20 protein-coding genes and 1 other RNA gene are annotated in these 21,781 nt (G+C 69.7%); 10 read left to right on the forward strand and 11 right to left on the reverse strand.

Going from position 1 to position 21,781, the window contains the following annotated elements; genetic code table 11:
- Positions 1-4: 4 nt before the first annotated feature.
- The 4 genes from B9O00_RS00570 to B9O00_RS00585 all read right to left on the reverse strand — a co-directional run bounded on the left by B9O00_RS00570 (position 5) and on the right by B9O00_RS00585 (position 4,363).
- Positions 5-991 carry an ABC transporter permease gene (locus B9O00_RS00570; RefSeq protein ID WP_085120480.1) on the reverse strand — a complete coding sequence of 329 codons (987 nt, stop codon included), beginning with the start codon at positions 989-991 and terminating at the stop codon, positions 5-7.
- Between the two features lie 115 nt (positions 992-1,106).
- Entirely contained in the window at positions 1,107-2,702 is a 1,596-nt protein-coding gene (locus B9O00_RS00575) for an ABC transporter substrate-binding protein (protein WP_085120481.1), read from the reverse strand.
- Positions 2,703-2,948: 246 nt separating this feature from the next.
- Positions 2,949-3,620: a LysE family transporter gene (locus B9O00_RS00580; protein WP_159460054.1), complete on the reverse strand. Its 672-nt coding sequence runs from the start codon at positions 3,618-3,620 to the stop codon at positions 2,949-2,951.
- Positions 3,621-3,748: 128 nt separating this feature from the next.
- Positions 3,749-4,363: a glutathione S-transferase family protein gene (locus tag B9O00_RS00585; protein ID WP_085120483.1), complete on the reverse strand. Its 615-nt coding sequence runs from the start codon at positions 4,361-4,363 to the stop codon at positions 3,749-3,751.
- Positions 4,364-4,513: 150 nt separating this feature from the next.
- On the opposite strand from B9O00_RS00585, the gene B9O00_RS00590 reads away from it, so the two are divergent.
- The gene (locus tag B9O00_RS00590) at positions 4,514-5,032 is read left to right on the forward strand and encodes a GNAT family N-acetyltransferase (protein ID WP_085120484.1); all 519 of its coding nucleotides are present in this window, start codon (positions 4,514-4,516) and stop codon (positions 5,030-5,032) included.
- On the opposite strand, the gene B9O00_RS00595 is transcribed toward B9O00_RS00590, so the two are convergent.
- Positions 5,022-5,828, reverse strand: coding sequence for a helix-turn-helix transcriptional regulator (locus B9O00_RS00595; protein WP_085120485.1), 807 nt, complete (start codon positions 5,826-5,828; stop codon positions 5,022-5,024). The genes B9O00_RS00590 and B9O00_RS00595 overlap by 11 nt on opposite strands.
- Before the next feature lie 76 nt (positions 5,829-5,904).
- Here B9O00_RS00595 and B9O00_RS00600 point away from each other — a divergent pair, with 76 nt between their 5' ends.
- Positions 5,905-6,981 (forward strand): zinc-binding dehydrogenase, encoded by a 1,077-nt coding sequence (locus B9O00_RS00600; protein ID WP_085120486.1) that lies wholly within the window; start codon positions 5,905-5,907, stop codon positions 6,979-6,981.
- A 76-nt stretch (positions 6,982-7,057) separates the two neighbouring features.
- On the opposite strand, the gene dapB is transcribed toward B9O00_RS00600, so the two are convergent.
- Positions 7,058-7,858, reverse strand: a complete 801-nt coding sequence (gene dapB, locus B9O00_RS00605; RefSeq protein ID WP_085120487.1) for a 4-hydroxy-tetrahydrodipicolinate reductase — start codon at positions 7,856-7,858, stop codon at positions 7,058-7,060.
- Positions 7,859-7,974: 116 nt separating this feature from the next.
- Here dapB and B9O00_RS00610 point away from each other — a divergent pair, with 116 nt between their 5' ends.
- Entirely contained in the window at positions 7,975-9,363 is a 1,389-nt protein-coding gene (locus B9O00_RS00610) for an aspartate aminotransferase family protein (protein ID WP_085120488.1), read from the forward strand.
- Positions 9,364-9,418: 55 nt separating this feature from the next.
- On the opposite strand, the gene B9O00_RS00615 is transcribed toward B9O00_RS00610, so the two are convergent.
- Together B9O00_RS00615 and B9O00_RS00620 are read right to left on the reverse strand one after the other, a co-directional pair.
- Complete coding sequence (locus B9O00_RS00615; RefSeq protein WP_085120489.1) at positions 9,419-9,655, reverse strand: pentapeptide repeat-containing protein; 237 nt, start codon at positions 9,653-9,655, stop codon at positions 9,419-9,421.
- A gap of 60 nt (positions 9,656-9,715) precedes the next feature.
- Positions 9,716-10,165: a GNAT family N-acetyltransferase gene (locus tag B9O00_RS00620; protein WP_159460055.1), complete on the reverse strand. Its 450-nt coding sequence runs from the start codon at positions 10,163-10,165 to the stop codon at positions 9,716-9,718.
- Positions 10,166-10,429: 264 nt separating this feature from the next.
- Between B9O00_RS00620 and hemA the strand changes: the two genes are divergently transcribed.
- From hemA to B9O00_RS00650, 6 genes are all read left to right on the forward strand, one after another.
- On the forward strand, positions 10,430-11,644 hold the full coding sequence (hemA, locus tag B9O00_RS00625) for a 5-aminolevulinate synthase (protein WP_085120491.1): 1,215 nt from the start codon (positions 10,430-10,432) through the stop codon (positions 11,642-11,644).
- Between the two features lie 276 nt (positions 11,645-11,920).
- Positions 11,921-13,015 (forward strand): ABC transporter ATP-binding protein, encoded by a 1,095-nt coding sequence (locus B9O00_RS00630; protein WP_085120492.1) that lies wholly within the window; start codon positions 11,921-11,923, stop codon positions 13,013-13,015.
- A 110-nt stretch (positions 13,016-13,125) separates the two neighbouring features.
- Positions 13,126-14,214 carry an ABC transporter substrate-binding protein gene (locus tag B9O00_RS00635; RefSeq protein WP_085120493.1) on the forward strand — a complete coding sequence of 363 codons (1,089 nt, stop codon included), beginning with the start codon at positions 13,126-13,128 and terminating at the stop codon, positions 14,212-14,214.
- 81 nt (positions 14,215-14,295) lie between these two features.
- The gene (locus tag B9O00_RS00640; RefSeq protein ID WP_085120494.1) at positions 14,296-15,567 is read left to right on the forward strand and encodes an ABC transporter permease; all 1,272 of its coding nucleotides are present in this window, start codon (positions 14,296-14,298) and stop codon (positions 15,565-15,567) included.
- 12 nt (positions 15,568-15,579) lie between these two features.
- Complete coding sequence (locus B9O00_RS00645) at positions 15,580-16,446, forward strand: ABC transporter permease (RefSeq protein WP_085120495.1); 867 nt, start codon at positions 15,580-15,582, stop codon at positions 16,444-16,446.
- A 69-nt stretch (positions 16,447-16,515) separates the two neighbouring features.
- Entirely contained in the window at positions 16,516-17,439 is a 924-nt protein-coding gene (locus B9O00_RS00650; RefSeq protein ID WP_085120496.1) for a DMT family transporter, read from the forward strand.
- A 27-nt stretch (positions 17,440-17,466) separates the two neighbouring features.
- Here the strand turns inward: B9O00_RS00650 and B9O00_RS00655 are convergent, their stop codons facing one another.
- The 3 genes from B9O00_RS00655 to B9O00_RS00665 all read right to left on the reverse strand — a co-directional run bounded on the left by B9O00_RS00655 (position 17,467) and on the right by B9O00_RS00665 (position 21,223).
- On the reverse strand, positions 17,467-19,449 hold the full coding sequence (locus B9O00_RS00655) for a methyl-accepting chemotaxis protein (protein WP_159460056.1): 1,983 nt from the start codon (positions 19,447-19,449) through the stop codon (positions 17,467-17,469).
- A 248-nt stretch (positions 19,450-19,697) separates the two neighbouring features.
- On the reverse strand, positions 19,698-20,636 hold the full coding sequence (gene thyX / locus B9O00_RS00660; protein WP_085120498.1) for an FAD-dependent thymidylate synthase: 939 nt from the start codon (positions 20,634-20,636) through the stop codon (positions 19,698-19,700).
- A gap of 47 nt (positions 20,637-20,683) precedes the next feature.
- Positions 20,684-21,223 carry a GNAT family N-acetyltransferase gene (locus B9O00_RS00665; protein ID WP_089229519.1) on the reverse strand — a complete coding sequence of 180 codons (540 nt, stop codon included), beginning with the start codon at positions 21,221-21,223 and terminating at the stop codon, positions 20,684-20,686.
- A 100-nt stretch (positions 21,224-21,323) separates the two neighbouring features.
- Here B9O00_RS00665 and ssrA point away from each other — a divergent pair.
- Positions 21,324-21,710: a transfer-messenger RNA gene (gene ssrA / locus B9O00_RS00670) on the forward strand.
- Positions 21,711-21,781 lie beyond the last annotated feature (71 nt).

Below are 21,781 nucleotides of genomic sequence, written 5' to 3' on the forward strand. Positions count from 1 at the left end.
CCCTTCAGTGCGCCGCGCCGCCGAGCGTCTCGGCGCGCAGGCGCGGATCGACCGCGTAGTAGAGCAGGTCGACCGACAGGTTGATGATCACGAAGAAGAAGGCCATCAGCATCAGGTAGCAGGACATGATCGGGATATCGACGAAGCGGATCGAGTCCAGGAACAGCCGCCCCATGCCGGGCCAGGCGAAGACCGTCTCCGTGATGATCGAGAAGGCGAGCAGCGAGCCGACCTGCAGGCCCATGATGGTGATCACCGGGACCAGGGTGTTCTTCAGGGCGTGGCCGTAGTTGATCGCCCGGTTCCTGAGGCCGCGTGCCTTGGCGAACTTGATGTAGTCGGTGCGCAGCACCTCGAGCATCTCGGCGCGCACCAGCCGCATGATCAGGGTCAGCTGGAACAGCGCCAGCGTGAAGGCCGGCATGATCAGGAAGCTCCAGCCCTTGAGGGTCAGGAGGCCGGTCTCCCAGAAGCCGAGGTCGACGAGGCCCTGGCGCCCGAAGGTCGGCAGCCAGCCCAGCCAGACGCCGAACACCAGGATCATCAGGATGCCGATCACGAAGGTCGGCAGCGAGACGCCGACCAGCGAGACGGTGAGGAACATCCGACTGAGCGGAGCGTGGCGTTTCAAGCCCGTATAGACGCCCATCGGCACGCCGATCAGCAGCGCCATCAGGGCCGAGACGAAGACCAGCTCAAGGGTCGCCGGCAGCGCCGTGGCGATCAGCTCCTCGACCGGCTTGCCGACCCGGTAGCTGAGCCCGAACTCGCCCTGGCTGGCGTTGACCAGGAACTTGAAGAACTGCATCGGCACGGGATCGTTGAGGCCGAGCTTCTCGCGCAGCGCCTGGCGCTGCTCGATCGTCGCCTCCTGGCCGAGCATGTTGTTGACCGGGTCGCCGGTGAAGCGGAACAGCGCGAAGCTGATCAAGCCGACGACCAGCATGACGAGCACCGCCTGGAACAGACGCTGGACGATGAAGGCGAACATGGATGGGCGGCCCTGTCCTGCGCGAGAGCTTCGAGGATGCGATCCTGCCTGGATCGAAAAAGCCGACGGCCCGGGCGTTTGCGCACCCGGGCCGTCGTGCTGGCCCTGACGGGCGCTACTTCATCGTGACGTAGCGCAGGTCGACGTCGTTGAACGGGCGCTGGATGATCTTCGCCACCTTGTCGGAGCGGTAGCCCCAGGCCAGCGCCTGCTGATGCAGCGGGATGTGGCCCACGTCGTCCTTATGGATCTTGAAGGCCTCGTGGATCATCTCGTTGCGCTTCTTCTCGTCGACCGTGACCGCGATCTGGTCGGTCAGCTGCTCGACCTTCGGGTTGCTGTAGCGCCCGCAGTTCCAGGCGCCCTGGCCCGCACCGTCCATCGTCATGATGTTCTGCAGGACGTTGTAGGCGTCGTAGGAACCGGGGGTCCAGCCCAGCATGTAGAAGCTGGTGTTGTTGCCCGAGGCCGAGCCGATCTTGTTGAAGTGCAGCGACTTGGTCTGGGCGTTCAGGGTCACCTTGATGCCGATGCGCTCGAGCATCGGGACGATCGCCGTGCAGATCGCCTCGTCGTTGACGTAGCGGTCGTTCGGGCAGTCGAAGGTGACCGGGAAGCCCTTCTCGTAGCCGGCCTCCTTGAGCAGCTTCTTGGACAGCGCCGGGTCGTACTTGTAGGGCGTGTTCAGGTCCTCCTGGAAGCCGTTGATGCCCGGAGCGATCATCTCGCCGGTCGGCGTCGAGGCGCCGCGCATCACGACCCGGTGGATCGCCTTCAGGTCGATGGCGTGGGCGAAGGCCTCGCGCACCCGCACGTCCAGGAAGGGATTCTTGCCGGAGCCGGGCATGTCGAGCGACTCCTTGCGCCACTGGTCCATGCCCAGGAAGATCGTGCGCAGCTCGGGGCCCTGCTGGACCTTGACGTTCGGGTCCGACTCCAGGCGCTGCACGTCCTGCAGCGGCACCGGGTACATCATGTCGATCTCGCCCGAGAGCAGGGCGGCGACGCGGGTCGCGTCGTTCGGGATCGGCGTGAAGATCGCCTCGGTGACGTTGGTCTCGAGCTTGTCCTTGCCCCAGTAGTTGGGATTGCGCTCGAGCACCAGGCGGTTGTCCTGGACCCACTCCTTGACCATGAAGGGGCCGGTGCCGTTGGCGTGCAGGTTGGCCCAGTTGGTCTTGCCGGCGCCCTTGACGACCTCGACGGCGTTGTTCTCTTCCATGAACTTCTTATCGACGATGAAGAAGTTCGGCATGTTGAGCAGCAGGATCGGGTCCGGACCCTTGGTCTCGATCTCGATCTCGTAGTCGCTGATCTTCTTGATGTCCTTCACGGACGACAGCGCGAAGGCCATGTCGGAGGCCTCCTGCGTCTGGCGCTTGAAGGAGAAGATCACGTCGTCGGCGGTGAAGGGATCGCCGTTCGAGAACTTCACGCCCTGGCGCAGCTTGAAGCGCCAGTGGGTGTCGTCGACGGCCTTCCACTCGGTGGCGAGGTCCGGCTCGAGCGACAGGTCTGCCTTACGATGCAGCAGGGAACCGTAGATGTTTCCCTTCATCGTGTTGGTCGGACCCTCGTTGTTGATGTGGGGGTCCAGGCCGAGAATGTCGCCGGTGGTCGCGTAGCGGAAGGTCTTCGCCTCGCCGGTCGTGGCGAAGGCGACGGCGGCGGCCAGAGCCGCGGCCGCCATGAGACCTGTGCGGAATCGCATAATTGTCTCCCTGTTGCCTCAGTTCCAAGGCATCCGTTGATCCGGATGCCGTGCGTCACCCCGCTTTTCTGCGGTGCGCCGTTCGGATGTTCCGACGGGAACGACCGGGGTCAGCCGTTCGGAAGCCGTAACCTTGCCGCCGCGATAGTTCGGTTACAAGCGGAAATCGCCGCAGCGCACAAGACCTTGCAATCGCTGGATTCGACCTCTCGCCACGGCGCCGGCGAGCCGCATCGGCCCGCGCCTTCAGAAGAAGGTCATGTCTGCAAAGGAGACCAGCGCGCCGACCCCGAAGCCTGCGACCAATAGCCCGAGGCCGGCGTTGACGAGACCGACCGTGCGCGGCGGGATGTGGTGGCGCACGGCGGCGACGCCGCCGGTCAGCACGCTCCACCAGGCCATCGAGCCGGCGAAGACGCCGACCACCACCATGCCGTTGGCGAGCAGGCCCTGCGGCCGGTCGTGGAGCAGGCCGAGGCCGGCGAAGACGCCGACGAAGGCCAACAGCGTCGCCGGATTGATGATGGTCAGGCCGAAGCCGGCGACCAGTCCCCTGCCGGCCTTGTCGAGCTTGACCGAGGGCGCGGTCGCGGTCGGCGCGCCGTGGGTCACCCGGTCGATCAGCGTGCGGCTCTGGCCGATCATCCGGATGCCGAAGACCAGCAGGAACAGCCCGCCGAGCAGGCGCAGCCACTCCTGGTACTGCCACAGGAAGTCGGTGACCAGCGACAGGCCGAAGACCGCGCCGACCGCCAGGATGGTGTCGGCGACCGCCGCGCCGAAGCCGGTCACCAGGCCGACGACCCACAGGCCCTGCAGCGCCCGGCGCAGGCAGAGCGCGCCGATCGCGCCGACCGGCACGGCGACGACGAAGCCGCCGACCAGGGCCTTGACGAACAGGACGACGAGCGGCGACACCAATCCGGATTCCAGGGCTGCCCGTGACGAGCGGACCGGCTCGGAAGCCCGGCGGGACGCGCCGCCGGCCGGATCCCCGAACCGGTCCGCTCTATAACAGCGGCCCGGCGCGGCACGCTAGCCCGCGGTCACCCCTCGGCCAGGTCGAACAGGCCGCGATGCCCGGGCTGGGCCGCGATGCGCTGCAGCCAGGCGCCCAGGGCCGGATAGCCCGAGAGGTCGTAGCCCCCGTCGGCGGCGACGTGCGTGTAGGCGTAGAGCGCGATGTCGGCGATCGAGTAGCGGCCGCCGACGAAGAAGGCGTTGCCGGCGAGGTGGCCCTCCATGACCGCGAGGGCCTGATGGCCGCGCTCGCGCAGCTCGGGCAGCCGCGCCCGGCGCGGGTGGTCGGCCGGCAGGTGGCGCAGCAGGTAGCGCGCGACGGCGATGTAGGGCTCGTGGCTGTACTGCTCGAAGAACAGCCACTGCATGACCAGCGCCCGCTCGTAGGGATCGGCCGGCAGGAAGGGCGTGCCCTCGGCGAGATAGCAGAGGATGGCGTTCGATTCGGCGAGCGGCCGGCCGTCGTCGAGCACCAGGGCCGGGATGCGGCCGTTCGGATTGATCGCCAGGAAGTCGGGCGTGCGCGTCTCGCCGCGGTCGATGTCGAGCTCGATCCGCTCGCAGGGCCGGCCGAGCTGCGCCAGCAGCAGCCGCACCTTGTAGCCGTTGCCCGAGTCCAGGTAGTCGTAGAGCGTCAGCATCGCCCCTCCCGTCGTGCGCCCGCTGCCATTAGCGGATAGCGGCGCGGCGGCGATCAAGACAGTTATTCTCACCCGCCCCCTAGAAAAGCTGGGGCTGCGCCCGGACCGCCGAGCGGCCGGTCGGGCCCCAGCTGACGCCGGACCCACGCCATGACGACACGCGCCCCCTCCGACCCGCTCGCGCCGCTGCCCGCCGAGCCCGACTGCACGATCCGGGCGGCGACCAGGGCCGACGCCGGGACCATCGGCAGCCTGGTCCACCGCCTGCTCGCCGGCATCATGCCGCCGGACCAGCTGCTGCCGGTCGAGACGCTGAGCGAGGCCGCCGGGCGCCTGTTCGACGAGGGGCCGGGCTTCGCCGCCTATCTGGCCGAGGAGGCCGACGGCACGCCGGCCGGCCTGATCACCCTGACCGAGCTGGGCGCGGTCTTCGCGCGTGGCCGCTTCGGCGAGGTCGCCGAGCTCTACGTCGAGCCGGCCTGGCGCTCGCGCCAGCTCGGCGCCCGGCTGATCGCCCGCGCCGCCGAGCACGGCCGCGCCGCCGGCTGGACCCGCCTGGAGCTGACCGCGCCGCACGCCGACGACGCGCCGGATGCGAGCCGCGCCTGGGCCTTCTACCGCCGCCTCGGCTTCGTCGAGGCCGGCCCGCGCATGAAGGTCAAGCTGTAGGCGGCGAGGCGGCCGGTCCCGGCCGGAGCGGCGAATAGATCGTCAGCCGCAGCTCGGGACTGTCCGCGACCTGAAAGCTCCCGTAGACGTAGGACCTGGCATCCGCCTGCCGGTAGAGCGTCTTGGCGCCGCCTTCGCTCGCCCCGACCTGGTGTGCTCGCCACCAGGTCGCGAAGTCGGGGCTCTCTTTCGTCAGCTGCGCGGCGAGGCTCTTGAACGCGCCGTCGGTCGCCCAGTGGTCGTAGGTCTTGCGGAACTGGGCCACCATGCGCCGGGCCGTCGCCGGCCACCGGGCCCCGAAGAGCCGCCGCGCGGCGGGATCCAGGAACATGAAGAGCAGGATGTTCCGCCTGTCCTCCGCGATCCCGTCGAAGTCGACCAGCTGGCCCGACGCGGCCGCGTTCCAGAAAAGCACGTCCCAGCGCTGCCCGGTGACGTAGGCCGGCTCCTGCAGGCTCGACACGAGGATGCGGAGGACCTCGGGCACGGTCTCGCGCCGGAAGGCGCGCGCCGGCGCGTTCCGCGCCAGGGCCCGCAGGTGGTCGTGCTCGATCTCGTCGAGGCAGAGCGCGCGGGCGAGAGCATCGATCGTCGCCATCGGCGGCGAGGCGGAGCGCCCCTGCTCGAGCCGGACGTACCAGTCGACGCCGATGCCGGCGCGCTCGGCCACCTCCTCGCGGCGCAAGCCCGCCGTCCTGCGCCGGCGCAGGCTGGTCAGCGAGAGCTCCTCCGGGTCGAGCCGCTCGCGCCGCGCGCGCAGGAACTCGCCGAGTGCGACGTTCGGGTAGGCCGCCATGATCCTAGGATGATACCAGCTCTGGATGGGATCGGAAGGGCTGCTAGCTGTGGGCGACACAACGAGAGGAGCGCACATGAGAGCCGCCGTCCTGAGAGAGTTCGGTGCCGCCCTGAGCGTCGAGACCCTGCCCGACCCGGTCGCGGCTCCCGGCGAGGCCGCCGTGGAGGTGATCGCGGTGCCGGTGCTCTCCTATGCCGACGAGGTCTTCGCCAACGTCCGGCCCCATGGGCTGCGGCTGCCGGTCGTCCCGGGTTGCGGCGCGATCGGCCGCGTGATCGAGGCCGGGCCGGACGCGACGCGTCTCGAGCCCGGCGACTGGGTCTATTGCGACCCGACGATCCGCAGCCGCGACGCCGCCCAGGCCCCCGACATCCTGCTCCACGGATGGGCCGCGCCGAGCGCCGGGGCGCAGCGTCTGCACGGCCATTTCCACGACGGCGCCTTCGCCGAGCGGATGCGCGTGCCGCTGGAAAACGCCTTCGCCCTGGGTGCGATCGACGAGGAGCGGGCCGCGGCCTGGTGCGCCCTCGGCTCCTTTCTCGTGCCCTACGGCGGCCTGCTCGCCGGCGGCCTGCAGCCCGGCCAGACCGCCCTGGTCAGCGGCGCGACGGGACACTTCGGCAGCGCCGCCGTGGCCCTGGCCCTGGCGATGGGCGCCGCCCGCGTGATCGCGCCCGGGCGCAACGCGGAGCGACTGGCGGAGCTGCGCGACCGCTTCGGCCGGAGGGTCCGGACCGTGGCGCTCTCGGGAGACGAGGAAGCCGACCGCAGCCACCTGCAGGAGGCGGGCGACCGGGCGATCGACTGCGTGCTCGACATCCTGCCGCCGCTGCCCGACGCGGCGCCGGTGCGGGCGGCGGCGCTGTCCGTCCGTCCCGGTGGCACGATCGTGCTGATGGGCGGATCGGATGTCGGACTGGAGCTGCCCTACCGCCAGCTGATGCGCAACGACATCACCCTGCGCGGGCAATGGATGTATCCGCGCGCCGCCGTGCCCCGGCTGATCGCCCTGGTCAGGGCCGGCCTGGTCCCGCTCGAGGCGTTCAGCGTCACGCGCTTCAGCCTCGCCCAGGTCAACGATGCGGTCGCCGATGCCGCAGCCGAGGCCGGCCCCTTCCGTCTCAGCGTGATCGAGCCCCGGCGCCCGTGACCGAGCGGCCCCGGGGGGCGCCCCGGGGGTCGCAGAGGGCGGGCCCGCTCCCCCGCCCGAGGGGCCGGACGACCCGCTACTCGAACAGCAGCTGGTCGAGGCCGCGCTTCAGGCCGACGAAGCCGCCGACCCTGCGCGCCGCCAGCAGCGTGCCCTGGGCATAGACGCTCGCGTCGGTGCCGGCGTCGTGGGTCAGCTTGAGGCGGGCGCCGGGCACGGTGAAGAGCGCGTCGACCGAGGCGGTGTAGGTCGGCAGCCGGACCGAATGGACCTGCACGCCGTTGATCGAGCCGCCGCGCAGCTCCTTCGGGCCGATGGTCTGGTCGATCGGGTGGTCGATCCGCGGCTTGCGGACCTCGCCGAGCCGCTCGGCCAGCTCGCGCGCCGTGCCGCTCGGCGCGTCGGGCTTGGCCGCCTTGGCATAGTCGATGATCTCGAAGTGCTCGATGAAGCGCGCCGCGATCAGCGCGAAGTGGCTGACCAGGGCCGCGGTGATCGCGAAGTTGCCCGAGGCCAGCACGCCGCGCCCGGCCGCCCGCGCCGCCGCGTCGAGCTCGGCATAGTCCTCGGCGGTCAGCCCCGAGGTGCCGACGACCACCGACACGCCCCTCGCGAGGGCGGTCAGGGTGTGGGCCTTGACCGTGGTCGGATGGGTGTAGTCGACCAGCACCTCGGCCTCGGCCGCCTGCAGCGCCGCCTCGACCGAGGGGCTGATCGCGACCCCGGCGGACGGGCGGCCCAGGGCTTCGCCGATGTCCTGGCCGGCGGCGCGGCGCGCGACCGCGCCGACCAGCGTCACGTCCGCGGCGTCGAGCGCCGCCGCCGCGACCGCCCTGCCGGTCCAGCCGGTCGCTCCGGCCACGCAGATCCTCGTCATTTGCGCATGTCTCCCCTGCTGTCGGGCTTCCCGCCCTCGCTCCGCTTGCTGCCGCCCGGGTCGCGGACTAGGCTACGCGCCGACTTCCTCCACCACCGGATTTCGGAGCTTCCGCCATGGCCTCCCGCGCCAATTCCCCCGAGTTCCGCGACGTCGCGGTCCACCTGCATCCCTACACCAACGCCCGCAAGCACGAAGAGAAGGGCGCCATGGTGATCGAGCGCGGCGAGGGCATCTACGTCTACGACACCGCCGGCAAGCAGTACATCGAGGGTCTCGCGGGCCTGTGGAGCGTCGCCGTCGGCTTCGGCCAGCCGCGCCTGGTCAAGGCCGCGGCCGACCAGCTCGCCAAGCTGCCCTACTACCACTCCTTCGCGCACAAGAGCCACGAGCCCTCGATCGCGCTGTCGGAGAAGCTGCTGCAGCTGGCGCCCGGCAAGATGAGCAAGGTGTTCTACACCTCGTCCGGCTCCGAGGCGAACGACACCGCGGTCAAGCTGGTCTGGTACTACAACAACGCGCTCGGCCGGCCGCACAAGAAGAAGATCATCGCCCGCATCAAGGGCTATCACGGCATCACGATCGCGTCGGGCAGCCTGACCGGCCTGCCCTACAACCACCGCGACTTCGACCTGCCGATCGCGAACATCATGCACACCGCCTGCCCGCACCACTATCGCTACGCCTGGGAGGGCGAGAGCGAGGAGGAGTTCGCCAGCCGGCTCGCCGGGCAGCTCGACGAGATGATCCAGCGCGAGGGCCCGGACACGGTCGCTGCCTTCATCGGCGAGCCGGTGATGGGCGCGGGCGGCGTGATCGTGCCGCCGGCGACCTACTGGGAGAAGATCCAGAAGGTCTGCCGCAAGCACGACGTGCTGATCATCGCCGACGAGGTGATCAACGGCTTCGGGCGGACCGGCAAGCTGTTCGGCAGCAACCTCTACGGCATCGAGCCGGACATGGTGGTGATGTCGAAGGCGCTGACTTCGTCCTACCTGCCGCTCTCGGCCCTGCTGATGAACCAGAAGGTCTACGACGGCATCGCCGACAACACCGCCAAGATCGGCACCTTCGGCCACGGCTTCACCGCCTCGGGCCATCCGGCCGCGACCGCCGTCGCCCTCGAGAACATCAAGATCATCGAGGAGCAGGACCTGGTCGCCAACGCCGCGAAGCAGGGCGAGATCCTGCAGCGCCGGCTGCGCGCCCTGGCCGACCATCCGCTGGTCGGCGAGGTCCGCGGCGTCGGCATGATCGCCGCCGTCGAGTTCGTCGCCGACAAGAAGACCAAGGCGCCCTTCGACCCGGCCGGTGCGGTCGGCCAGTACTGCTTCGACCGCTGCCAGGAGCACGGCCTGATCCTGCGCAACCTCGGCGACACGGTGGCCTTCTGCCCGCCGCTGATCATCGACGAGGCGCAGATGAACGAGCTGCTCGACCGCTTCGAGACGGCGCTGGCCGAGACGCTCGACTGGGCCAACAGCAAGGGCATGGCCGCCGAGTAACGCTTCGGCGCCAGGGGGTTCCGGCGCCAGAGGGTTCCAGTGGGGGCCGGGCGGGTCAGTCCCGCCCGGCCTTCTGCTTCCTGTAGGCGTCGAACAGCTCGGCCAGCGGCACCCCGGCGACGGTCATGCCGGCGAAGTTGCAGTTGCGGCCGATCTCGGCGCCGCTGAAGTCGATGTCGTCGAAGCGCGCGCCGGCAAGCGAGACATCCTCGAAGCGTGCGCCCTTCAGCGAGACGTTGCGGAACTCGGCATCCGCGAGGTCGCGGTCGACGAAGCTGTTTCCTTCCGGCATCACCGGGTCTCCTCCGACAGGCTGTGGGTCGACGGATCGGGGGCCATTCCAGGCCCGGCCTCAGGCCGCGCTGTCGCTGGCCAGGCCGCGCGCCTCGGCAGCCAGGGCCTGCAGCGCCTCGGTCTCCAGCTCGCGCAGGTCGACCTTGAAGTCGCCGGCGCCGATCCGGTCGTAGAAGCCGATCGCCCGGATGTTGCTGCGGTGGACGCCCCACCAGATCGAGACGCGGCCCTGGTCGACGGCGAGGCGCGACAGCTCGGCGAGCAGCGCCCGCCCGGCGCCGCCGCTGCGCCCGCCCGGCTCGACGAAGAGGTCGCAGAGCCAGAAGCCCTGCGCCATGTAGTCGCTGTTGTAGAGGTCGCAGTAGGCGGCGTAGCCGACCAGCGCGCCGCCGCGCTCGGCGACCAGGCAGGCCAACGGCGGGTGCTCGGCGAACAGCTGCGCCTCGAGCAGCGCCGGCGTCGCCGGCGAGGGCGGCAGCTCCAGGTGCCGGTGCAGCTCGACCATCATCAGGGCCAGTTGATGCAGGTCACTGCGTCGAACCGGCCGAACCGTCAAAAGACCATCCATCGGCTGCCTCTGCTTGCTGTCCGACTCTGGCTACCCGACTGCGGCAGGGCGCCGCCTCGCGAGCATCCTTCATTGCCCCGGCAGGCGGCAATCTGCGAGACTTTTCGCTGATGCTCACGAGACTTTCACGATCCGGGGGGCAGGCTTAGGTACAGACAGGGCTTCCCGGAGCCCGACACGACACACAACGGTATCGAGCGCACGATGGATTACGACGCCTTCTTCGAACAGCGCCTGCGCGCCCTCAAGGCCGAAGGCCGCTACCGCGTCTTCGCCGAGCTGGAGCGCCGTGCCGGCAGCTTCCCCGGGGCGCTGAGCCACGACGGCGGGGACGCGCCGCGCCCGATCACGGTCTGGTGCTCGAACGACTATCTGGGCATGGGCCAGCATCCGGCGGTCATCGAGGCGATGCAGCAGGCGGTCGCGCGCTACGGCGCCGGCGCCGGCGGCACCCGCAACATCTCGGGCACCCACCACCTGCACGTCCTGCTGGAGCGCGAGCTCGCCGAGCTGCACGGCAAGGAGGGCGCGCTGCTGTTCACCTCCGGCTACGTCTCGAACTGGGCCAGCCTGGGCACCCTGGCCTCCCAGCTGCCGGACTGCGTCGTGCTGTCGGACGAGAAGAACCACGCCTCGATGATCGAGGGCATCCGCCACAGCCGGGCGGAGAAGCAGGTGTTCCGGCACAACGATCCCGAGGACCTGGACCGCCGCCTCGCCGCCCTCGCGCCGGAGCGGCCGAAGCTGGTCGCCTTCGAGAGCGTCTACTCGATGGACGGCGACGTCGCGCCGATCGGCGAGATCTGCGACGTCGCGGACCGGCACGGCGCCATGACCTACCTGGACGAGGTCCATGCGGTCGGCCTCTACGGCCCGCGCGGCGGCGGCATCGCCGAGCGCGAGGGCCTGATGGACCGCCTGACCGTGATCGAGGGCACGCTGGCCAAGGCCTTCGGCGTGATGGGCGGCTACATCGCCGGCTCGGCGGCGCTGGTCGACTTCGTGCGCTCCTATTCCAGCGGCTTCATCTTCACGACCTCGCTGGCGCCGGTGCTGGCCGCCGGGGCGCTGGCCAGCGTGCGGCACCTCAAGACGAGCGACGCCGAGCGGCGGCAGCACCAGGCCAACGCCGCGGAGCTGAAGCGCCGCTTCCGCGCCGCCGGCCTGCCGATGATCGAGAGCGAGAGCCACATCGTGCCGCTGCTGATCGGCGAGGCCCGGCTCTGCAAGGCGGTCAGCGACGCGCTGCTGGAGCGCTTCGCGATCTACGTCCAGCCGATCAACTATCCGACCGTGGCACGCGGCACCGAGCGGCTGCGCTTCACGCCCTCGCCGCTGCACGGCCCGCAGGAGATGGACGAGCTGCTGTTCGCGCTCGAGACCATCTGGTCGGAACTCGGGCTCCGCCGCGCCGCGTGACGCCCCCGGCAGTCGCCGGCTCGACAGGCACCTTCTCCTCCCGCTGCGGCGGCGGGGCGAGGGTTGGCGTGGTCTATCGTCGCTCGGCGGGCGGCTCGCGGCCCCGCTTTTGTGCACTGCCCAAAAACTGACTCGAAATCACGGCGCCGTTGAAATAGCATCCGAACCATCGGGCTGCAGCAAGACAGCCATACCGAAAAGACATAAGGGCATCAGACAAGAAACGGCTGTGCGGACGCGGGGGATCACGAGCGACGCGGGAGCCGGTGGCAGGGAATGGCAAGAAAGAACGACGTACTCGTACGATTCACGGACGTCCAGAAGAGCTACGACGGCGAAACGCTGGTCGTAAAGAACCTCAACATCGACATCAGCCGGGGGGAGTTTCTGACCCTCCTCGGGCCGTCGGGCTCTGGCAAGACGACCACGCTGATGATGCTGGCAGGCTTCGAGACGCCGACGCACGGCGACATCGAGCTGGGCGGCAAGCGGCTGAACAACGTGCCGCCGCACAAGCGCGACATCGGCATGGTGTTCCAGAACTACGCCCTGTTCCCGCACATGACGGTGAGCGAGAACCTGGCGTTCCCGCTGCAGGTCCGGCGCAAGGGCAGGAGCGAGGTCGCCGAGCGCGTCCAGCGGGCCCTGGACATGGTCCAGCTCGGCAGCTTCGGCAACCGGCGGCCGGCCCAGCTGTCCGGCGGCCAGCAGCAGCGCGTGGCGCTGGCCCGCGCCCTGGTCTTCGAGCCGACGCTGGTGCTGATGGACGAGCCGCTCGGCGCGCTCGACAAGCAGCTGCGCGAGCACATGCAGCTCGAGATCAAGCACCTGCACGAGCAGCTCGGCATCACCGTCGTCTACGTGACCCACGACCAGTCCGAGGCGCTGACCATGTCGGACCGCATCGCGGTCTTCCACGACGGCGTGATCCAGCAGCTGGCGACGCCGTCCGACCTCTACGAGCGGCCGAAGAACGCCTTCGTCGCCCAGTTCATCGGCGAGAACAACAGGCTGAACGGCAAGGTCGCCAAGCTGAACGGCTCGAATGCCTGCCTCGTCACGCTGGACAGCGGCAGCCAGGTCCAGGCGCTGCCGGTCAACGTCTCCGGCGAAGGCAGTCCGACGACGCTGTCGCTGCGCCCCGAGCGGGTGCAGATCAACCCGCCGGAAGGCGCGCTGCCGAACGTCTTCGACGCCAAGGTCGAGGAGTTGATCTATCTCGGCGACCACATCCGCACCCGCTGCAGCCTCGCGGGCAGCGACGACTTCGTCGTCAAGGTACCGAACGCCCAGGGCCACTCGTCGCTGCAGCGAGGCAGCCGGGTGAAGCTCGGCTGGGCGATCGAGGACTGCCGCGCGCTCGACGCCTGAGCCCAGGCACCCGAGCACGGGCGGTCGGAGAGGGAGGCCGCTCCCGCCAGGGGACGGATCCGAGAGGCCGGGCGACCCAACCGGCCGTTTCAACAGGGAGAGCTGAGGTAATGAGTAACCTGCTTAAGACGACCGTCCTGGCGGTCGGGCTCGCGGCCTTCGTCGCGGGCGCCGCCAAGGCCGCCGAGCCGCTGACCGTCGTGTCCTGGGGCGGCGCCTACACCAAGAGCCAGGTCGAGGCCTATCACAAGCCCTTCACCAAGAAGACGGGCATCCCGATCGTCTCGGCCGACTACAACGGCGGCCTCGCCGAGATCAAGGCGCAGGTCGAGGCCAACAACGTGACCTGGGACGTCGTCGACGTCGAGCTGTCGGACGCGGTGCGCGGCTGCGACGAGGGCCTGCTGGAGCCGATCGACTCCTCGATGCTGCCGCCGGCCCCGGACGGCACGCCGGCCCGGCAGGACTTCCTGCCCGGCACGCTGACCGACTGCTCGGTCGCGACGATCGTCTGGTCGACGATCTACGCCTACGACGCGACCAAGTTCCCGGGCGAGAAGCCGAAGACCATCGCCGACTTCTTCGACACCAAGAAGTTCCCCGGCAAGCGCGCCATGCGCAAGGGCCCGAAGGTCAACCTCGAGTTCGCCCTGATGGCCGATGGCGTGCCGGCCGACAAGGTCTACCAGGTGCTCTCGACCCCCGAGGGCGTCGACCGCGCCTTCAAGAAGCTCGACACGATCAAGAAGGACGTCATCTGGTGGGAGGCCGGCGCCCAGCCGCCGCAGATGCTGGCCGACGGCGAGGTCGCCATGACCACCGCCTACAACGGCCGCATCTTCAACGCCGTGGCCAGCGAGAAGAAGCCCTTCGTCATCGTCTGGGACGGCCAGGTCTGGGACCTCGACCTCTGGGTCATCCCGAAGGGCGCGCCGCACGCCAAGGAAGCCCTGGACTTCGTCAAGTTCTCGACCGACACGCAGCGTCTGGCCGACCAGGCTTCCTGGATCTCCTACGGTCCGGCCCGCAAGTCGTCGGTGCCGCTGATCGGCAACTTCCACGATTCGGACATGAAGATGGGGCCGAACATGCCGACCAGCCCGGACAACTTCAAGAATGCGCTGCAGAACGACTTCGAGTTCTGGGCCGACTACCAGGACCAGCTGAACGAGCGCTTCGCCGCCTGGCTGGCGCAGTAACCTGAGCCGCTGCCGGCGGGCGGGCTGTCCTGCCCGCCGGCAGCCCTCTTGCCCTTCCTCATTCCGTCAGGGACTTCCGAGATGGCGCAGGCGACGATCGACGAGCTGCAGGGGCTGACCACGGCGGACGGCACGCCGCTGCGTCGGGCGCTGCACCGCGCCGAGCGCCGCGCGAAGATCCGCGCCTTCCTGCTGGTGACGCCGCTGCTCGTCTTCCTGGCGGTCACCTTCATCTACCCGATCGCCCAGATGCTCTGGCGCAGCATCTACGACGACACCATCGTGACCCTGCTGCCGAACACCGTGACCGCCTTCAAGGACTGGACCGACCGCGACCAGCTGCCGCCCGAGTCGGTCTTCGCCGCCTTCGCGGTCGACATGAAGCAGACCCGCGAGGACCGCACGATCGGCCAGGTCGCGACCCGGGTGAATTTCGAGGAGGGCGGCCTGCGCAGCATCTTCACGCGCACCGCCCGGCACATCGACGACGCCAAGAACGTGACCAGCTGGCGCGACTGGTTCATCCAGGAGAACCCCGACTGGGGCAAGCTCAACACCTGGGCGACGATCGAGCGCCTCGGCCACGCCTATTCGATCCTGCAGTACCTGGCCGCCACGGACCGGCAGTACGACGACCACGGCAATATCGTGATGGCGCCGGAGGAGACGCAGATCTACGTGCCGATCTTCATCCGCACGCTCTGGATGTCGCTGCTGGTCACCCTGCTGACCCTGCTGCTCGGCTACCCGATCTCCTACTTCCTCGCGACCCTGCCGATCCGCACCAGCAACCTGCTGATGATCATGGTCCTGCTGCCCTTCTGGACCTCGCTGCTGGTGCGCACGACCTCCTGGATCGTGATCCTCGGCAAGGAGGGCGTGCTCAACGACATCCTGGTCTGGCTCGGCCTGATCTCCGACGACGGCCGGATCCAGATGATCTACAACCAGACCGGCACCCTGGTCGCGATGACGCAGATCCTGCTGCCCTTCATGGTGCTGCCGCTCTATTCGGTGATGAAGACCATCTCGCCGAGCTACATGCGTGCCGCGATGTCGCTGGGCGCGCCGCGCTTCCTGGCCTTCTGGAAGGTCTACGCGCCGAACACCCTGCCCGGGGTCGGCGCCGGCGCGCTGCTCGTCTTCATCCTGTCGATCGGCTACTACATCACGCCGGCCCTGGTCGGCGGCCGCACCGGCCAGATGATCTCCAACTTCATCGCCTTCCACATGCAGAAGTCGCTGAACTGGGGCCTGGCCGCGGCGCTCGGCGGCATCCTGCTGGCCGGCGTGCTGCTGCTCTACGCGCTCTACAACCGCCTGGTCGGCGTCGAGAAGCTTTCGCTCGGCTGAGGAGGAACCGCCATGTCCGTCCTGACCACCCTGCCGAGCTACGCCAGCCCGATCGAGAAGATCTGGTACGTCCTGTTCCGGGTGCTCTGCGGCTGCGTGTTCCTGTTCCTGATCGCGCCGATCCTGATCATCATCCCGCTGTCGTTCAACGCGGAGCCCTACTTCACCTTCACCCACGAGATGCTGACGCTGCACGCCTCGGCCTTCTCGACGCGCTGGTACCACCTGTTCCTGAACGACGCCCGCTGGATGCAGTCGGTCGAGAACTCGATCATCGTCGCCTTCTTCGCGACGCTGCTGGCGACCGTCCTCGGCACCCTGGCGGCGCTCGGCCTGTCGCGCAGCCACATGCCGGCGCGCACCTTCATCATGTCGGTGCTGATCTCGCCGATGGTCGTGCCGCTGATCATCACGGCGGCCGGCATCTACTTCTTCTACGCCAGCGTCGGCCTGACCGGCTCGCTGCTCGGCATCATCCTGGCGCACACGGCGCTCGGCACGCCCTTCGTGGTGATCACGGTGACGGCGACGCTGATCGGCTTCGACCAGTCGCTGATCCGCGCCTCGGCAATGCTCGGCGCCAACCCGGCGACGACCTTCCGCAAGGTCATCATGCCGCTGATCCTGCCCGGCGTGATCTCCGGCGCGCTCTTCGCCTTCGTGACCTCCTTCGACGAGGTCGTCGTCGTGCTGTTCATCGCCCCCAACCCCGAGCAGTACACGATCCCGCGCCAGATGTGGTCGGGCATCCGCGAGCAGATCAGCCCCGCGATCCTGGCCGTGGCGACCTGCCTGATCGTCGTCTCGATCGCCCTGATGACGGTGCTCGAACTGCTGCGCCGCCGCTCCGAGCGCCTGCGCGGCATGACCCCGCAATAGGCCGCGGCGGCCGCGGCCGCGAAAAAAGCCGTGGCCGTTCGGTACCCGACGGCCTCATGATCGCGTCCCATGACGACGCTGATGGCCGGCTTCGACGAGGAGGGCGCGCGCCTGGCCAGGGGCCGGGCGATGGTGCTGCTGGCGACGCTGTTCTGGTCGATCGGCGGCCCGCTGGTCCGCTTCATCCAGGCCGCCGACGCCTGGCAGATCCTGTTCTACCGCTCGGCCTCTCTGGTCGTCTTCCTCTGCCTCTATCTGGCGCTGACCGAGGGGCGCCGCGCGCTGCCGCTGCTGCGCTCGGCCGGCTGGCCGGCGGCCCTGGCCGGGCTCTGCATCGGCTTCACCTATTCGATCTACGTCCTGGCGATCACCACGACGACGGTCGCCAACGTGCTGTTCCTGCTGTCCTGCTCGCCGATCCTCGGCGCCGTGCTCGGCCAGTTCCTGCTCGGCGAGCGGGTGCGACGCACGACCTGGGTCGCGATGGCCGTCGCCCTGGTCGGCGTCGGCATCATGGTCTCGGACGGCCTCGCCGGCGGCGGCTCGCTGGGCGACATCCTGGGCCTGGCGGCGGCGCTCGGCTTCGCGCTCTACTCGGTGGTGCTGCGCTGGCGCAAGAACGCCGACATGCTGCCCTCGGTGTTCTACGGCGGGCTGTTCGGCACGGCCTTCGCGACGACCTTCTGCCTCGCCGGCGGCCTGTCCTTCCTGCTGACCCCCGCCGACACCGTCTTCGCCCTGCTGCTCGGCACGCTCAACCTCGGCGTCGGCCTGGTGCTCTACACCCGCGGGGCCCGCGTCCTGCCGGTCGCCGAGGGCACGCTGCTGTCGCTGCTCGAGGTCGTGCTCGGCCCGCTGCTGACCTGGCTGCTGGTCGGCGAGGTGCCGGCGGCCTCGACCCTGGCCGGCGGCCTGGTGCTGCTCGCCGCGGTGCTGATCTACGCCTCGACCGGCCTCAGCCGCCGCCGCCCGCCGACCGGCGTGGTCAGCTGAGGCAACGCCAGGGCCCGGGCGGCCGCGTCAGGCCGTCCGCACCTTGGCCAGGAAGGCGCGCATCTCGCTCTCCAGCTTGCCGGTCTGGGCGTTGAGCTCGCCGGCCGCCTCGGCGACCCGGCGCACGCCCTCGCTCGAGGCGCTGGCGTCCTGGCGCACCTCCTCGATGCCGCTCGACACCGCCCGCGTGCCGCCGGCGGTCTCCTGGGTGTTGCGGGCGATCTCCCGCGTCGCGGCGCTCTGCTCCTCGATGGCCGAGGCGATCGAGGTCGTGACCTCGCCGATCTGCTGGATCCGGCTGGCAATCGAGGCGACCGCCTCGACGGCGCCGCCGGTCGCGGCCTGCATCGCGGCGATCTGCTGAGCGATCTCGTCGGTCGCCTTGGCGGTCTGGGTCGCCAGGCTCTTGACCTCGGAAGCGACGACCGCGAAGCCCTTGCCGGCCTCGCCGGCGCGCGCCGCCTCGATCGTCGCGTTCAGCGCCAGCAGGTTGGTCTGCTCGGCGATCGCCTGGATCAGGTTGACGACCTCGCCGATCCGCTCGGCGGCCTCGGTCATGCCCTTGATCGTGCCGTCGGTCGCCGCCGCCTCCTCGACGGCGCGATGCGAGACCTCGTTGGCGCGCGCGACCTGCTGCGAGATCTCCGAGATCGAGGCGCTGAGCTGCTCGGCCGCCGTCGCGACGGTCTGCACCTTGCCGCTGGCGCCCGCGCAGGTGTCCTTGACCTCGGCGACGCGCCGGTCGGTGCGCTGCGCGATCTCGGCCATCTCCTGGGCCGTCTGCTCCATCTTGCCGGCGCTCGTCGAGACGCTGCCGGCGATGCTGCCGACCGAGGCCTCGAAGCCGTCGGCCAGGCCGTTCAGCGCGCGCTTCTTCTCCTCCTTGGCGCGCAGCTCGGCGGCGCGCTGCTCCTCCTCGAGGCGCAGCTTCTCGACGGCGTTGTCCTTGAAGACCTGGACCGCCTCGGCCATGGCGCCGAGCTCGTCGCGCCGCTCGCGCCCGGGGATCGCGACCGTGGTGTCGCCGGCGGCCAGCCGGCGCATGATCTCGGTGATCGCCGAGACGGGCCTGGCGATCTGCCGGTTCATCAGCCAGGCGATCAGCAGGGCAGCCAGCAGCGCGGCGAGCCCGATCGCGATCGACAGGCGGTGGCCCGAGGCCAGCGCGGCGTCGATGGCGCTGCGGTCGAAGCCGACCGCGGCAACGCCGATCACCCTGCCGCTGAAGTCCTCGATCGGCGTCAGCAGCACGGCGTGCGCGACGCCCTCGATGTCCATGCGCGGCAGGATCGTCGACCTGGCCGCGCCGGCCGCCTGGCGCAGCAGCTCGGGATCGAAGCTCACGCTCTTCGGAAAGGTCGTCGCGAAGGTCTCGATCTTGTCGTCGCGCAGCACGTAGAGCGCCGCGTCGGCATCGGTGTGCCTGGTGAACTCGTCGAAGAAGGCCTGGCCGAACGACAGGCCGAACTCGACCGAGCCGACCTGCTTGCCGTCGTGCGTCACCGGCACGACGCCGCGCATGCCGAGGCCGGCGACGCCGCGCTCCAGGCCCGAGATGGCCTTGCCCTTGGTGTTGACCTCGACGACGGTGAAGCGGAACGACGAGAGGTCGTCGCCGAACTTCTCCGGCTTGTGGACGCGCAGGAACGAGGTCGCCGGCGCCAGGTGGAACTGGAACTGCCGGACGCCGTGCTCCTGCTTCACCTTGTCGAACTGCGGCACGAACATCTTGGCGAGCCGCTCGCGGTCACGGGCCGCCAGGGCCTCCTGCACCGCGGTGTCCTCGGCGACGGTCGAGGCCATGGAGAGCGCGCGGCGCGCCTCGGCCGCGATGGCGTCTACCAGCTGGGCACGCAGGCCGGACAGCTTCTGCTCGAAAGCCTGGTTGCTGAGGTCCGCGGCAACCCAGAGGTTCGCGCTGGTGGTCACCGCGACGGCCAGCAGCGCCGTCGCGCCCAGAGCCACGGCCAGGCGCAACCCGATCTTTCCGACCCGCAGCTTGCGCAGCATGACTACTCTCCCGGCAGATGTGTCGGCGCGGGGCCCTACAGCCGAAAGCAGATACAGGCCCTGCCTTTCCCTTCCGTTAATTCGCGCTGCCGGGAGCGCCGGCCGAGGGGCGGATGCAAAGTTCGCACTTAGGCGGCGGCGCCCGCTACTTCGGGTCCGTGCAATAGCGGAAGCAGAGAGTCCTGGGCGCCCAAGCATCCCACAACCGCGGGAAACCGCGTCGCCCCCGGCCGCGCCGGGAAGGGCGGTCAGTCCCCGCGGCCGAGGGTCGCCATCAGCTCGCGCCACTCGCGGGGCGAAAGGCCGCTGTCGGGCTGGGTGACGGCCTCGCCGGCGAGCATCCGCCGGACGATGTCGAGGCCCTGGCGCGACAGCTGGGCGCCGCCGGAGACGTAGTCCTCGAAGGCCTCCGAGGTCGCCGGCACCCAGCGCCGCACGACCTCGAGCAGGACCTCGGCATAGGCCCGGATCTCGTACTGGGCGTGGGCGTCGGCGCGCAGCGACAGGAAGTGCAGCAGGTTGTGCAGATCCACCTTCCAGTACCACTGGGTATAGAAGTTGATCGGCAGGTTCATGCGCGCCAGCTCGCGCGCCAGGCCCTGGCGGCCCTCGTCAAGCACCGTGCCGTCCTCGCGGGCGTTGAGCAGCCGCTCGTAGTGGTCGTAGGCCGTCTCGGCGTCGCGCTTCAGGATCTCCAGGGCCTCGGCGGCCTCGGCGCCCTGCAGCACCTCGCCCCGGCCCTGGCGGTTGGCGGCCGACTGCGCCGCCAGGTGCCCGGGCGCCGGCACGTAGAACTCGCGGTCGAGGATCGAGTAGCGCCCGGAGTATTCGTTGACGTTGGCCGTGCGGTGCCGGATCCACTGGCGCGCCACGAAGATCGGCAGCTTCACGTGGACCTTGAGCTCGCACATCTCGAAGGGCGTGGTGTGGCGGTGCCGCAGCAGGTAGCGGATCAGGCCGCGGTCCTCGTGCACCTTCTTGGTGCCGGTGCCGTAGGAGACACGCGCCGCCTGCACGACCGCCGCGTCGTCGCCCATGTAGTCGACGACGCGCACGAAGCCGTGGTCAAGCACCGGCAGCGGCTCGTAGAGGATCTCCTCGAGCGCCTCGACGGTGGCTCGGCGGGTCGGGCGGCTGCTGCCGCGCTGCGCCGCGATCTCGGCGCGCTGGTCGTCGCTGACGGGCATGGTCCCAAGCTCCGCGCGCGGCAGAGTCGAGTCAAGCGAGAGGAAGGTCAGGAGGACGGACGGTCTTCGCCGGCCGAGAAGGCCGGGTCGAAGCCGACCGAGCCCGCCGGCAAGGCCTCGCCGAACCGCAGAGCCAGCAGGTTCCTCGCCGGCACGCCCGGGGCCGTCAGGTCCGGAAAGCCGCGAAAGCCGAAGCGTTCGTAGTAGGCCGGGTCCCCGACCAGCAGGCATCCCGCCGCGCCGGCGGCGCGCAGCCGCTCCAGGCCTTCGCGGATCAACGCGCTGCCGATGCCGAGCCGCTGGCGGTCGGGCCGGACCGCCAGCGGGCCGAGGCACTGCCAGCCCGTCGCGCGCCCGTCGAGCGTGACCGCCGAGAACGCGACCTGGCCGACGACGGCGCCGGCCTCCTCGGCGACCAGCGAAAGGGTCGCGCCACCGCCGTCGCGCAGAGCCGCCATGACCGCCGGCTCCTGGCCGCGGCTGTAGGGGTGGCCGCGGAAGGCCTCCGCGATCAGCGCGTCCACGACCGCCGCATCGCCACGCCGCTCCTCGCGCACCCGCACCCCCGCCGTCGGCGTGTGCTCCATCCTTTCATCTCCTCCTGCCGACGCTTCCCGGCGGCCGCCCCCGGTCGCCATCCCCGGTCGCCATCCCCGGTCGCCGCCATCAGCCCGCCCTCCCTTACGGCATATTGCGCCGGCGGCAAAAGTCCCTACATTCATCCCTGCCGGGCAACCGGATATGGCGCTAAACGGGCGTATGGAATAGGCAGAGTGGACCCGGGGGCAGTACCCGGCGCCTCCACCAGTTTCCGGGAGCGGTGCCAAGGGCTTCGATGGAGCCGGCGCCGCCCCGCCGACGGGGGCGAACCAGGATCGACACCTGCAGTAAAGATGCGATCGGCGCCCGGCATGGTACCGCCGTTATCGGGCCAAAATCATAGTTGCCAACGACAACTATGCTGAGGCTCGTCTCGCCGCGTAATGCGGTCGGATGAACCGACTCTAAAGTCCTAGGCGTTCAGCGCGTCTAGGCGGGGTTTGGGGCGCACCTGGCAACAGAAGCGCCCCGCCTTCCCCCCTTCCCAGGCCGCCGCCGGACCGCGCCCTCGCGGGCCCTTTATTATCGGCCGGATGTCGCTAGAC

This window comes from Tistlia consotensis USBA 355 (genome assembly GCF_900177295.1).
Taxonomy (GTDB): domain Bacteria; phylum Pseudomonadota; class Alphaproteobacteria; order Kiloniellales; family DSM-21159; genus Tistlia; species Tistlia consotensis.